A 12,775-nucleotide genomic window follows, 5' to 3' on the forward strand; every position below is an offset into this window, starting at 1 on the left:
GGCGAACCCGCTAACTTAGAATAGTATTTTAGGAGAGCGTTACTAAGTTCTTTGGCAGCTCTACTAAGCGTGTTCTACCCAAGCGATCTGGCAAGCTTTGGCGTAGTAGCGGGTTAACGCGATCCAAGTAGATGCTTAAGGGCCATAAAAATAAAGCCACCGCGAATAGCATCTCAATAATTTGCCATCTCTGTAACTCGAAAAGCCACTGCAGAAGAACGCAGGGTATGAGCCATAGGGATCCATAGACATAGCGCCAGATTGCTTGCTTGCGAGTGAGGTTGTAGCCCCCTGGACCAATCATGCGTATCCGCCAAGTTTGCATCGCCAGCGTCTGTCCAGACTTTGTCCAATACCAAACAAAGTAAATCCCAAGGACGACATAGAGATACAGGAAGGTGAGCCAACTTGGCAATGAGATGCCAAACAGAATACCTAGGCCTAAATTAGGAAGTAAAAATGTCAGAGCTATTACGCCCAGCAAAACTAATTGCTCATAAAGCGTACAAGAGACGCGCCGCCAAAATTGCGGGGCGGGGAGTGCATTTAATTCCGCTGGGGTAATCACGACTGACGAATTCTTATTGATTGTTTGAGTCGCTATCCGAGCTTGCGCCTTGCGGTGCAACTTCTTGAGCTGGAGGAGCTGCAGCAGCAGGTAATGTCGGAGCTAGGTTCGACTGCTGAATGATGGGGTGTTGTTGCAAGGTTGGCGCACTCACGACAGTGGGTTTCTTCTTTTGATTTAATTCAGCCTGAGCAAGTTTATTTTTTTGCTCAGCACTCAGTTTTTGATAGGCGCTCCAAGCTTCAGCTTTTTTCTCAGGTGGAAACTTGAGGCTGCTTAGGTAATTCTCTCGTGCAATACGACGATCTTTTTGAGACAGGTTTGACCAGCTGGCCATGCGAGACTGAAGCCGTTGTTGGTCTGCCGCTTTCATCCTGGGGTAGAGGTTGGCTACCTGTGTCCATCGTTTACGACTTTCAGGCAACATGTAGTCCCAATCACCCTCGAGAGGGGCCAGAATTTTTTGTTGTTCAGGTTTTAGACCTTCCCATGTCCCATCCGGTTTTCTCTCTGGGGTAACAGTGCTTTTACCGTGACTGCTTGTTGCTGTCTGAGCAAATGCGGTGGGCGAGGTTAGAGCGCTAACAGCTAGCGTAAGGGCTGAGCTGATGCTGAGGACTGCACAAATAGAGCGTAAGTTTTTTAGCATGCGCTATTTGAGTTTTCGTTTGATATTAAGAAGGTGATTTGGGCGTATCCAAGCCATCTTGCTCTGCATCGGCTAAGGGGCCATTCTTGAGGAAGCGCATAAAGCCGCTATCAGCATAGGCATCAGGAGGCACATCGTCGCTCAACAGTGCTGCATCCAACTCGGCAATGTCATTAATCCGGGAGTTATCTTGCCATTGAGCAATTCCAACTAAGCCAAAAACAAGAACAACAAGAGGGATCACCCAACCCACGTTATTCCAAAATGAGCGAGAACCCGAAGACCAGTTCCCAGAGGTGCTGGCCAAAGCATATTGCTTGATACGCACTTTTTCTGGCTTTTTGACGGAAAGTGCCTTTAAGCGTGCTGCATAGAGACGATCTTTGATGCCGGCTGGCAAGGATTGAGATCCTTGGCGGAGCAGGGCAGCAGCGGACTGGCCAAATTGGTCAGCTTCTGTTGGGTTTAGGATGTCTTGATTGCGGTTCACAGCGTAATTCCTTTTAATTTCAATGCTTTAGCTAGAGCCTGGGTGGCTCTTGAGCAGTGGGTTTTGACGCTTCCCTCGCTACAACTCATGGCAAGGGCAGTTTCAGTAATACTCAGCTCATCCCAATAACGCATCAGGAAGGCTTCTCGTTGACGGGCGGGCAATTTTGATATTTCTGACTCCAGGGACTCCAAAAGCTGACTACGTTCTAGCTTAAAGGCACCATCTTGGTGAATTTCACTATCATCCGGCGCTGAAAGTGACTCCAGGGGGTCAAAATCATCGTTTTCATCCGATTTCTTACCCATATTGGAGAACAAGGTTACCCAAGTATTTCGAACCTTTTGACGTCTAAACCAGTCATGAATGCGGTTTTGCAGAATTCTGGTGAAAACCAGGGGTAGTTCGGCTGCTGGGCGGTCACCATATTTTTCGGCCAACTTAATCATGGCATCTTGAACAATGTCTAAGGCTGCATCGTCATCCCGCACAGCATAGACCGCTTGCTTGAAAGCACGCTGCTCAACACTGCTGAGGAAGTCAGAAAGTTCTTGGGGTGAGGCCATTCAGTGGATTAGACCTGAATCAGAGGGAATTGGTCTATTTTAGGGGATTGCTATAGAATGTAGGGCTTACTACCTAGAATCTCATTCAAGAAGTGGTTTTTTCCGGTAGCAGCGCCGTTCGAACTCAGGCCACAAGCAGGAGACAGAACAGACCAAACAATTTTTTGCCGAAAATTGCAAAGGACGAAAGAAAATGAATACAAGCAGCGCCGAATTTTTAGCTTCTAAAGCTAACCAAGACACAGCAAACCCAAATTCCACAGCGAATGCGCCTGAAATGATTGGCGCCGAGATGTTGGTTAAGGCATTGCACAAAGAGGGAGTTGAATACGTTTGGGGTTACCCGGGCGGTTCTGTTCTCTTTATCTACGACGAAATCTTTAAGCAGGACAAGTTTGAACATATTCTTGTTCGCCATGAGCAAGCAGCAGTTCATGCGGCCGATGGCTACGCACGTGCAACCGGTAAGGTTGGCGTTGCTCTAGTGACATCAGGCCCTGGTGTAACCAATGCGGTTACCGGAATTGCTACTGCTTACACTGACTCCATTCCGATGGTGGTCATTAGCGGCAACGTGCCTACGTACGCGATTGGTGAAGATGCTTTCCAGGAAGCAGATACCGTAGGTATTACTCGCCCAGTGGTAAAACACAATTTCTTAGTGAAAGATGTAAAAGACCTTCCTTTAGTGATTAAGAAGGCTTTTCACATCGCACAGACCGGTCGTCCAGGCCCAGTATTAATTGATATCCCTAAGGATGTCTCTGCTGCGAAGGGACCATTTGTTTATCCAGATACCCTCGAGATGCGCTCCTATAACCCAGTTATTAAAGGGCATAGCGGGCAGATTCGTAAGGCAGTTTCTTTATTGCAAGAAGCAGAGCGCCCATACATCTATACCGGTGGTGGCGTTATCTTGGCTGATGCCGCACCCGAGTTAAAAGAGTTTGCTGATTTGCTAGGCTATCCAGTAACTAATACTTTGATGGGTCTTGGTGGATTCCCGGGAACAAGTCCGCAATTCCTCGGCATGCTCGGTATGCACGGTACTTACGAAGCCAATATGGCGATGCAGCACAGCGATGTGTTGATTGCGATTGGCGCTCGATTTGATGACCGCGTGATTGGTAATACCGCACACTTTGCAAGTCATCCACGCAAGATTATTCATATTGATATCGACCCATCCGTGATTTCGAAGCGGGTGAAAGTAGATGTTCCTATCGTTGGTAATCTCAAGGAAGTATTGCAAGAGATGACTGCTCAGCTCAAAGCTGCTGGCCCACGCAAGAATGATGCGAAGCTTGCTGCATGGTGGGAGCAGATTAACGAGTGGCGCAAAAAAGATTGCCTGAAATACGACGAAGCTTCACAAATTGTTAAGCCTCAGTACGTAGTTCAGAAGTTATGGGAACTTACTGGCGGCGATGCATTCATTTGCTCTGACGTAGGTCAGCATCAAATGTGGGCTGCGCAGTTCTATAAGTTTGATAAGCCACGTCGCTGGATCAACTCTGGTGGTCTGGGTACGATGGGCGTTGGCTTGCCGTATGCCATGGGCATCAAGAAGGCATTCCCTGATAAAGATGTATTCACCATTACAGGTGAGGGTTCGATTCAGATGTGTATTCAAGAGTTGTCTACTTGTAAACAGTACGACACGCCTGTGAAGATCGTGTCATTGAACAACCGTTACCTCGGTATGGTTCGTCAGTGGCAAGAGTTGACTTATAACAAGCGCTATTCAAGCTCTTATATGGATTCTTTGCCAGACTTTGTGAAGTTGGCTGAGGCTTTTGGCCACGTTGGCATGCGCATTGAGAAGAAGTCAGATGTTGAAGGCGCCCTCAAAGAAGCGATTCGCCTAAAAGATCGCACTGTGTTTATGGATTTCCAGACTGACCCAGAAGAAAACGTTTGGCCAATGGTTCAAGCAGGTAAGGGTATTACTGAAATGCTTTTGGGTAGCGAGGATCTCTAATGCGACATATTATTTCTGTATTGATAGAGAACGAACCAGGGGCATTGTCTCGTGTGGTTGGCTTATTCTCAGCCCGTGGCTACAACATTGAAACACTCAGCGTTGCACCTACTGAGGATCCCTCACTGTCTCGCATGACGATTGTTACGATTGGTTCAGAGGATGTCATTGAGCAAATCACAAAACACTTAAATCGCTTAGTTGAGGTGGTGAAGGTGTTTGATTTGACTGAAGGTCCTCATATTGAGCGCGAGCTCATGATGATCAAAGTTCGCGCTGTTGGTAAAGAGCGTGAAGAGTTGAAACGTACAACGGATATCTTCCGTGGTCGCATCATTGATGTGACTGATAAGAGTTACACCATTGAATTGACTGGTGATGGCGCTAAATTGGATGCCTTTATTGATTCGATTGATCGTGCATCGATTCTGGAAACTGTCCGTTCAGGTGGTTCTGGTATTGGGCGCGGCGAACGCATCCTCAAGGTTTAATTTTTTTAACTGATTACTGAATTAACTACATTTTCAATACAAGGAAAGAGCATGAAAGTTTTTTACGATAAAGACGCTGATTTGTCCCTCATTAAAGGCAAAAAAGTAACAATCATTGGTTACGGTTCACAGGGCCACGCACATGCTTTGAATCTCAAAGATTCAGGCTGTAACGTGACTGTTGGTTTACGTAAAGACGGTGCTTCTTGGAGTAAGGCTGCGAATGCTGGCTTAACAGTTAAAGAAGTTGCTGAAGCTGTTAAAGATGCAGATGTAGTCATGATGCTTTTGCCTGATGAGCAAATTGCTGAGGTGTACAACAAAGAAGTGCATCCAAATATTAAGCAGGGCGCTGCATTGGCATTTGCTCACGGCTTTAACGTTCACTACGGTCAAGTTCAGCCACGTGCTGACTTAGACGTAATCATGATTGCCCCTAAAGCACCAGGCCACACTGTGCGTGGTACTTATGCTCAAGGTGGTGGCGTTCCCCATTTGATCGCTGTGTACCAAGATAAATCTGGCTCTGCTCGTGATGTTGCTTTGTCATATGCAACAGCAAACGGTGGCGGTCGTGCCGGCATCATCGAAACAAATTTCCGTGAAGAAACTGAAACTGACTTGTTCGGTGAGCAGGCTGTTCTTTGCGGTGGCGCAGTGGAATTGATCAAAGCTGGTTTCGAAACTTTGGTTGAAGCTGGTTACGCTCCTGAAATGGCTTACTTCGAGTGCTTACATGAGCTCAAGTTGATTGTTGACTTGATCTACGAAGGTGGTATCGCCAACATGAACTACTCTATCTCTAACAACGCTGAGTACGGTGAGTATGTGACTGGTCCACGTGTAGTGACTGAAGACACCAAGAACGCAATGCGTCAGTGCTTGAAAGATATTCAGACTGGTGAGTACGCTAAGAGCTTCATCTTGGAAAACAAAGCAGGTGCGACTACTTTGATTTCACGTCGTCGCTTGAATGCTGAGCATGACATCGAAGTGGTTGGTGCTAAGTTGCGCGCCATGATGCCTTGGATTGCAAAGAACAAATTAGTTGATCAGACTAAGAACTAAGCAAGAACAAAGTAATAAGTAGTTAGAAACTAATAGCTGTAACTGAAAAGGCTCAGAACAAAGATGATGTATCCGCACCCCATTATTGCGAAAGAAGGTTGGCCGTATTTGGCATTAGTGGGGGCTGTCACTTTGCTAGTCCACTATTTAGGTGGTATTGCATGGTCATGGCCTTTGTGGATCATTTTTATCTTTGTTCTGCAGTTCTTCCGCGATCCGCAGCGTATCGCTGCTATCGGTCGTGACTTAGTGTTATCTCCAGCCGATGGTCGTATCGTTGTGGTTGAAGTAGCGAACGATCCTTACGCTGGTCGTGAAGCTTTGAAGATTAGTGTTTTTATGAACGTATTTAACGTTCACTCCAACCGTAGCGCAGTTAACGGTTTGGTAAAAGAGATTCAGTATTTTCCTGGCAAGTTTGTGAATGCGGACTTAGACAAAGCCTCTACAGAAAATGAGCGCAATGCCGTAGTGATTGATGCCAACGGTCAAATCGTGACTTTGGTTCAGGTTGCAGGCCTCATCGCTCGTCGTATTCTTTGTTACATCCATGTTGGCGATAGACTCAAGGCAGGTGAGCGTTACGGCTTTATTCGCTTTGGCTCCCGTGTCGATGTATATTTACCCTTAACAGCTGAGCCTTTGGTCAGCGTGGGTGATAAAGTTTTTGCTACTAACACCGCTTTAGCGCGCGTACCCGGCTTAGATTAATTAAGTCCTTTTAACTGGGAATATTCTTTGAGTACATTTCGTCGTCGTGGCCGCATTGACCGTAGTCGCTTGGCGCGTACCCGCACCGATCGCACTCAAGATGAGTGGGCAGAGGATCTTGGGGATGAAGTTGATTTCGAGGTAGAAGCGTTGCATGCGGATAAGCCGCGTAAACGCAGCAAAGGTATCTACTTACTTCCTAATGCATTTACAACTGCTGCTTTGTTCTGCGGTTTCTTTGCCATCGTTAATGCGATGAACCACCACTTTGAGATAGCAGCCATTGCCATCTTCGCATCTTTAGTTCTGGATGGCATGGATGGTCGCGTTGCGCGCATGACGAATACTCAAAGTGCTTTTGGAGAGCAGTATGACTCTCTAGCTGACATGGTGTCATTTGGCGTGGCCCCAGCATTGGTGGCTTATGAGTGGGCTCTGAAAGATTTAGGTAAGTGGGGTTGGTTGGCTGCTTTTACCTATTGCGCCGGTGCCGCTTTGCGCTTAGCCCGTTTTAACGTCAATACTGGTGTTGTGGATAAGAAATTCTTCCAGGGATTGCCTAGTCCAGCTGCTGGTGCGTTGATGGCGGGTTTTATTTGGCTGGCCGATGACAATAAGATCCCTGTCCGCGATAGCGCCATTCCATGGATTACTTTCTTCTTGGCCGTTTATGCCGGTTTGACAATGGTGTCTAACGCCCGTTTTTATAGCGGCAAAGCCTTGGATGTTCGTTACCGGGTTCCATTTGGCGTGATGGTCTTAATGATTTTGACCTTCGTCTTGATCTCCTCGAATCCTCCATTAACTCTATTCGGCCTTTTTGTTGTGTATTCCATTTCAGGTTATGTCATTTGGGCATGGGAACGGGTGAGCGGTCGCCGTTTTAGCTAAAACCGGATTTTTAGGTTATATTTAATCCATGTTGATGAATTTCTCACTTTTATCTAGCCTTCTTCTACTGGCACTAAGCTTACAGCTTGGGGCAGGTAAGGCCTGAGTTAATGAGATTAAAGTAATTCATTAACCACCGCATACCAGCCCCAGCAAATTGCTGGGGTTTTTGTTTTTAGATTCGTAATGAAGTAATAAACACCATTAAGTAATACTGAACCGGAGAGTAGTGATGAGCGACAAAGTAATCATTTTTGATACCACCTTACGTGATGGTGAGCAATCACCAGGTGCCTCAATGACGAAGGACGAAAAGGTACGTATTGCTCGCCAGTTAGAGCGTCTCAAGGTTGATGTGATCGAGGCTGGGTTTGCTGCGAGCTCAGAGGGCGACTTCCAGGCGATCTCTGCAGTGGCTGCTGCAGTAAAAGATTCCATCGTATGCTCACTCGCACGTGCTAACGACAAAGACATTACGCGCGCAGCGGATGCTTTGAAGGCTGCCAATGCAAAACGCATTCACGCATTCTTGGCAACCAGCCCATTGCATATGGCGGTGAAATTGCGGATGTCTCCAGAGGAAGTGTTGGAGCAAGCGAAGCGCTCCATTCGCTTCGCCAGAAACTTGGCTGAAGATATTGAGTTCTCAGCCGAAGATGGCTATCGCTCAGAAATGGATTTCTTGTGCAGAGTGGTGGAGGCGGTGATTAATGAAGGTGCAACCACCATCAATATCCCCGATACCGTAGGCTATGCCACACCAGAGTTATATGGCGAATTCATGAAGACTCTGCGTACCCGTGTCCCCAATTCAGATAAAGCGGTCTGGTCCGTACATTGCCACAATGACTTAGGTATGGCTGTTGCTAATTCATTGGCTGGCGTGAAGATTGGTGGCGCGCGTCAAATTGAGTGCACGATTAATGGCTTGGGCGAGCGTGCTGGTAATACGGCCTTGGAAGAGATCGTAATGGCTTTGCGTACTCGCAAAGATTACTTTGATATGGTGTGCGGCATTGATGCTACTCAGATCGTTCCAGCTTCTAAATTAGTATCACAAATTACTGGTTTTGTTGTTCAGCCAAACAAGGCAGTTGTTGGCGCCAATGCTTTTGCACATACTTCCGGCATCCACCAAGATGGCATCTTGAAGAATCGCGATACCTATGAAATCATGCGCGCAGAAGATGTGGGTTGGTCTGCTAACAAGATTGTGCTTGGCAAGTTGTCGGGCCGCAATGCATTCAAACAGCGCTTACAAGAGTTAGGTATTGCGATTGAGGCTGAAGCGGATTTGAATGAAGCATTTGTGCGCTTTAAAACATTGGCTGATCAAAAATCAGAAATTTTTGATGAAGATATTATTGCCATTATGTCGGATTCTGCTGCAGCGGAAGAGGGTGAGTTTTATAAATTTATCTCTTTGAGTCAGCATTCTGAAACAGGTGAGCGACCAAAATCTAAGGTCACCTTCCGGGTTGGCGATAAAGAGACAAGCTCTGAGGCAGAAGGTAATGGCCCGGTTGATGCTAGCTTGAATGCGATTGAAGAGATTGTGAAGAGTGGGGCAGAGCAATTGCTTTACTCAGTCAATGCAATCACTTCGGGTACGCAATCTCAGGGTGAAGTGACTGTGCGTTTGGCTAAGGGCGGTCGCATCGTCAATGGCGTTGGGACTGATCCCGACATTATTGCTGCATCAGCGAAAGCCTACTTATCTGCACTGAATAAATTGCATGATCCTAGCCAAGCTAAACTCAATGCACAGATGACGCCTTAAGAATTTCAAGCATCATCTGCAGCATCTGATTGATGAACCCTTCTTATTTATTGAGGTCTGTGCTCTTGTAGTACTTGGTGCCCTTGCCGGTGATTTCAGCGGCAAGGCCTGAGTCTGTTAGTTGATACATTAATACGCTAGGCGCTACTGTTGTTGCGCCCTGGTAAGCGCTACCGCTAGTCTCGTATTTGGCGGCAGCAGTCACTTGACCACCAAAGGTCCATCCAGAATTTACGAAGTCATTTAAGGCTGCCTCTGTCTGGAATACAAAGATATTCTGGAAGGATTTAATTCCAATGCCCAGGCCTGCTTGCACTTCGGCCATATTCATATAAATCGGCTTAATCCCATCTTTTTGGACAACGACGCCGCTGCCCGTTCCGCCACCCGCAATCAAGATCTTCATACCAAAGTTGCTAAAGGTGGCATAGCCAATTGATTTTTCAATGACCTCTTTTGCCTTGGGCTGAACTTGGTATAGCGCCTTGAGGGTGTCATTGCTCGATTTAAGAATGTCTTCCCGTTGCTGAGAAACCGTCTTTTGAGATGCAAAAGGATTAGAAAATTGGGCAAAAGCACTGTTATTGAGGCAAAAAGCACTCAAAACCAGGGTAAATATAGGGGTAGTGAGGCGATTAATTTTCATAAGTTATTGATTTTATTGATTATTTAGGTATTTTCTACTCAAAGGATTCCTAGAGAATAGCAAGTTATTAGGGGGAGAGCCCTCATTTTTTGGCTTCTCTCTGCTACAATTCGAGGGCTTTGATTTTTAAAGCTTTTTTGTTTTATTTGATTAATAAATGCACGACACAAATTGGGTGAAAGCTCAGGTGTTCGCAAGTTAGGAGTATGAAAATGGCAGTTGCTGATATTAAAACGGCGGAAATCGTCAAAGAAAACGCGCGCAGCGCAAACGATACGGGTAGCCCTGAAGTTCAAGTTTCATTGCTTACAGCCCGCATCAATGAATTAACCCCCCATTTCAAAGCTAACGCTAAAGATCATCACAGCCGTCGTGGTTTGTTGAAGATGGTTTCACGCCGCCGCCGCCTCTTGGATTACCTCAAGGGCAAGGATTTGGGTCGCTATCGCGCATTGATCGAGAAATTAGGTCTCCGCAAGTAATTCTTATCGGTATGCAATGCCATCTATCTTAGGGTTGTTTCTTAACGGAATCAGTCTTAAGCAGATGGCATGTTTTTTGAGCGCTTCAAGATTATTTGTGTAGGGGATCGTGTCATTCCAATGAGTTTCTGAGTTAAAGAATTCAGTGCCTCCCTGGAATGGCATCCCTTGTGATCTTTAATCGCTCCAGTGTTGTCGTGACACTGCTTTATCCCACGACAAGCGTAAAAACCATGTGGCTTTTACGTGAACAATTTGGAGAAGATCAGAATGACGATGTTTAAAAAAGTAGTAAAAACGTTTCAATGGGGTAACCATCAAGTCACTATGGAAACAGGCGAGATCGCTCGCCAATCTGGTGGTGCTGTCATCGTTAACGTTGATGACACAGTAGTAATGGGCACAGTAGTTGCTTCTAAATCAGCTAAGCCAGGCCAGTCATTTTTCCCATTGACTGTTGATTACCTCGAAAAAACTTACGCCGCAGGAAAAATTCCTGGTGGCTTCTTCCGCCGTGAAGGTCGTCCATCAGAAGGCGAGACATTGATCTCCCGCTTGATCGATCGTCCATTGCGTCCATTGTTTCCAGAAGGCTTCTTAAACGAAGTTCAGGTAGTAGTGCATGTGTTGTCTATCAACCCAGATGTGCCTGCTGATATTCCTGCGCTGATCGCTGCTTCTGCAGCTTTGGCAGTTTCAGGCATTCCATTTGCTGGCCCAGTTGGCGCAGCACGTGTTGGTTACGCTAACGGTCAATACCTCTTGAACCCAACTCGTACAGAGCAAGCTACCAGTGAGATGGATTTGATTGTTGCTGGTACACAAGCTGCTGTATTGATGGTTGAGTCAGAAGCCAATCAGTTGTCAGAAGAGATCATGTTAGGTGCGGTTGTATACGGTCATGACCAAATGCAAACTGCGATCAACGCAATTAATGATTTAGTGCGCGAAGCTGGCAAGCCAGAGTGGGATTGGACTGCCGCACCTAAAGATGAGCCATTCATTGCTAAGGTCACTGCATTGGCTGAAGCGCCATTGCGCGAGGCTTATCAGATTCGTCAAAAGGGTGCTCGTTCAGACAAGCTTAAAGAAATTACTAAAGAAGTAATGGCTAAGTTATCCGAAGAGGGTGATGTTGATGCTGTTGCTGTTAACGACATCCTGTTTGAAATTGAAGCGAAGATTGTTCGTAGCCAGATTTTGAATGGCGAGCCACGTATCGATGGTCGTGACACACGCACTGTTCGTCCGATCGAGATTCGCAATGGTGTATTGCCACGCACACACGGTTCAGCATTGTTTACCCGTGGTGAAACACAGGCTCTCGTAGTAGCTACTTTAGGTACTGCACGTGATGAGCAGATCATTGACGCGCTCGAAGGCGAGTACCGTGATCGCTTCATGTTCCACTACAACATGCCTCCGTTCGCAACTGGCGAAACAGGTCGTGTAGGTAGCCCTAAGCGTCGTGAAATTGGTCACGGTCGTTTGGCTAAACGTGCTTTGATTCCAGTATTGCCAAGCGCAGAAGATTTTGCATATAGCATTCGTGTGGTTTCAGAAATCACTGAGTCCAATGGCTCATCTTCAATGGCTTCCGTTTGCGGCGGCTGTTTAGCCATGATGGATGCTGGCGTTCCAGTTAAAGCACACGTTGCTGGTGTAGCAATGGGCTTGATTTTGGATGGCAATCGTTTCGCTGTGTTGACAGACATCTTGGGTGACGAAGATCACTTAGGCGATATGGACTTCAAAGTGGCTGGTACTGCAAACGGTATTACTGCACTTCAGATGGACATTAAAGTTCAAGGTATTACTAAAGAAATTATGCAAGTTGCATTGGCTCAAGCTAAAGAAGGCCGTTTGCACATTTTGAGCAAGATGCAAGAAGCAATGGGTTCAGTTCGCACTGAATTGTCTGCACATGCTCCACGTATGGTTTCTTTCAAGATTCATCCAGACAAGATTCGTGAAGTAATCGGTAAGGGCGGCGCAACAATTCAAGCCTTAACTAAAGAAACTGGTTGCAGCATCGACATTAAAGATGACGGTACTGTAACGATTGCTTCTACTTCTGCTGAAGGTATGGCTGAAGCAAAAGCACGTATCGAAGGCATTACTGCTGAAGCTGAAGTGGGCAAGATCTACGAAGGCCCAGTTGTGAAGTTGCTCGAGTTCGGTGCTTTGGTAAATATTCTTCCGGGTAAAGACGGCCTCTTGCACATCTCTGAAATCTCTAATGAGCGTGTAAAAGAAGTTAAAGACTATTTAGCAGAAGGCCAAGTAGTTCGCGTGAAGTTGTTGGCTGCTGATGAGCGCGGTCGTTTGCGTTTGTCTCTCAAGGCTGCAATGGCAGATGAGGGTGGCACGATTGCTCCTTTAGCTGGCGCAACCGAGGCTGCTGCTGAAGCGGCTCCTGCATCTGGCGAAACTGCTTAAGTAAAGTAAGCGA

13 protein-coding genes are annotated in these 12,775 nt (G+C 46.5%); 8 read left to right on the plus strand and 5 right to left on the minus strand.

Annotated features, from left to right (window positions below):
• Positions 1-28 precede the first annotated feature (28 nt).
• The 4 genes from A2X74_RS04975 to A2X74_RS04990 are packed head-to-tail and all read right to left on the minus strand — an operon-like array spanning position 29 to position 2,273.
• Positions 29-568, minus strand: a complete 540-nt coding sequence (locus A2X74_RS04975) for an RDD family protein (protein WP_293626109.1) — start codon at positions 566-568, stop codon at positions 29-31.
• 13 nt (positions 569-581) lie between these two features.
• Positions 582-1,217 (minus strand): DUF3106 domain-containing protein, encoded by a 636-nt coding sequence (locus tag A2X74_RS04980; protein ID WP_293626110.1) that lies wholly within the window; start codon positions 1,215-1,217, stop codon positions 582-584.
• Between the two features lie 25 nt (positions 1,218-1,242).
• Positions 1,243-1,707 (minus strand): DUF3619 family protein, encoded by a 465-nt coding sequence (locus A2X74_RS04985; RefSeq protein ID WP_293626111.1) that lies wholly within the window; start codon positions 1,705-1,707, stop codon positions 1,243-1,245.
• Positions 1,704-2,273, minus strand: coding sequence for an RNA polymerase sigma factor (locus tag A2X74_RS04990; protein WP_293626112.1), 570 nt, complete (start codon positions 2,271-2,273; stop codon positions 1,704-1,706). Before A2X74_RS04990 ends, A2X74_RS04985 begins: the two co-directional genes overlap by 4 nt.
• A gap of 193 nt (positions 2,274-2,466) precedes the next feature.
• On the opposite strand from A2X74_RS04990, the gene A2X74_RS04995 reads away from it, so the two are divergent.
• The 6 genes from A2X74_RS04995 (at position 2,467) to A2X74_RS05020 (ending at position 9,195) form a co-directional block, all read left to right on the plus strand.
• Positions 2,467-4,254, plus strand: coding sequence for an acetolactate synthase 3 catalytic subunit (locus A2X74_RS04995; RefSeq protein ID WP_293626113.1), 1,788 nt, complete (start codon positions 2,467-2,469; stop codon positions 4,252-4,254).
• A complete protein-coding gene (gene ilvN, locus A2X74_RS05000; protein ID WP_015420909.1) occupies positions 4,254-4,745 on the plus strand; it encodes an acetolactate synthase small subunit in 492 nt (163 codons plus the stop codon). The genes A2X74_RS04995 and ilvN overlap by 1 nt, the downstream gene beginning before the upstream one ends.
• A 51-nt stretch (positions 4,746-4,796) precedes the next feature.
• A complete protein-coding gene (gene ilvC / locus A2X74_RS05005; protein WP_293626114.1) occupies positions 4,797-5,813 on the plus strand; it encodes a ketol-acid reductoisomerase in 1,017 nt (338 codons plus the stop codon).
• Positions 5,814-5,876: 63 nt separating this feature from the next.
• Positions 5,877-6,524: a phosphatidylserine decarboxylase gene (locus A2X74_RS05010; RefSeq protein ID WP_293626115.1), complete on the plus strand. Its 648-nt coding sequence runs from the start codon at positions 5,877-5,879 to the stop codon at positions 6,522-6,524.
• 27 nt (positions 6,525-6,551) lie between these two features.
• Positions 6,552-7,415, plus strand: a complete 864-nt coding sequence (gene pssA / locus A2X74_RS05015) for a CDP-diacylglycerol--serine O-phosphatidyltransferase (RefSeq protein WP_293626116.1) — start codon at positions 6,552-6,554, stop codon at positions 7,413-7,415.
• Between the two features lie 232 nt (positions 7,416-7,647).
• Positions 7,648-9,195: a 2-isopropylmalate synthase gene (locus A2X74_RS05020; protein WP_215387643.1), complete on the plus strand. Its 1,548-nt coding sequence runs from the start codon at positions 7,648-7,650 to the stop codon at positions 9,193-9,195.
• A 43-nt stretch (positions 9,196-9,238) separates the two neighbouring features.
• On the opposite strand, the gene A2X74_RS05025 is transcribed toward A2X74_RS05020, so the two are convergent.
• Complete coding sequence (locus A2X74_RS05025; RefSeq protein WP_293626117.1) at positions 9,239-9,841, minus strand: YSC84-related protein; 603 nt, start codon at positions 9,839-9,841, stop codon at positions 9,239-9,241.
• A gap of 212 nt (positions 9,842-10,053) precedes the next feature.
• On the opposite strand from A2X74_RS05025, the gene rpsO reads away from it, so the two are divergent.
• Positions 10,054-10,323 carry a 30S ribosomal protein S15 gene (gene rpsO / locus A2X74_RS05030; RefSeq protein ID WP_015420915.1) on the plus strand — a complete coding sequence of 90 codons (270 nt, stop codon included), beginning with the start codon at positions 10,054-10,056 and terminating at the stop codon, positions 10,321-10,323.
• 270 nt (positions 10,324-10,593) lie between these two features.
• Positions 10,594-12,762 carry a polyribonucleotide nucleotidyltransferase gene (pnp, locus tag A2X74_RS05035; RefSeq protein WP_293626118.1) on the plus strand — a complete coding sequence of 723 codons (2,169 nt, stop codon included), beginning with the start codon at positions 10,594-10,596 and terminating at the stop codon, positions 12,760-12,762.
• Positions 12,763-12,775: the final 13 nt, after the last annotated feature.

The sequence above is a fragment of the Polynucleobacter sp. GWA2_45_21 genome (assembly GCF_001830325.1).
Lineage (GTDB): Bacteria > Pseudomonadota > Gammaproteobacteria > Burkholderiales > Burkholderiaceae > Polynucleobacter.

Bases quoted from the DNA above. Each gene is read 5' to 3' on its own strand.
- ilvN (WP_015420909.1), top strand. From the start codon at position 4,254: ATGCGACATATTATTTCTGTATTGATAGAGAACGAACCAGGGGCATTG.
- A2X74_RS05025 (WP_293626117.1), bottom strand. From the start codon at position 9,841: ATGAAAATTAATCGCCTCACTACCCCTATATTTACCCTGGTTTTGAGT.
- ilvC (WP_293626114.1), top strand. From the start codon at position 4,797: ATGAAAGTTTTTTACGATAAAGACGCTGATTTGTCCCTCATTAAAGGC.
- A2X74_RS04980 (WP_293626110.1), bottom strand. From the start codon at position 1,217: ATGCTAAAAAACTTACGCTCTATTTGTGCAGTCCTCAGCATCAGCTCA.
- rpsO (WP_015420915.1), top strand. From the start codon at position 10,054: ATGGCAGTTGCTGATATTAAAACGGCGGAAATCGTCAAAGAAAACGCG.
- A2X74_RS05020 (WP_215387643.1), top strand. From the start codon at position 7,648: ATGAGCGACAAAGTAATCATTTTTGATACCACCTTACGTGATGGTGAG.
- pnp (WP_293626118.1), top strand. From the start codon at position 10,594: ATGACGATGTTTAAAAAAGTAGTAAAAACGTTTCAATGGGGTAACCAT.
- A2X74_RS04995 (WP_293626113.1), top strand. From the start codon at position 2,467: ATGAATACAAGCAGCGCCGAATTTTTAGCTTCTAAAGCTAACCAAGAC.
- A2X74_RS04990 (WP_293626112.1), bottom strand. From the start codon at position 2,273: ATGGCCTCACCCCAAGAACTTTCTGACTTCCTCAGCAGTGTTGAGCAG.
- A2X74_RS05010 (WP_293626115.1), top strand. From the start codon at position 5,877: ATGATGTATCCGCACCCCATTATTGCGAAAGAAGGTTGGCCGTATTTG.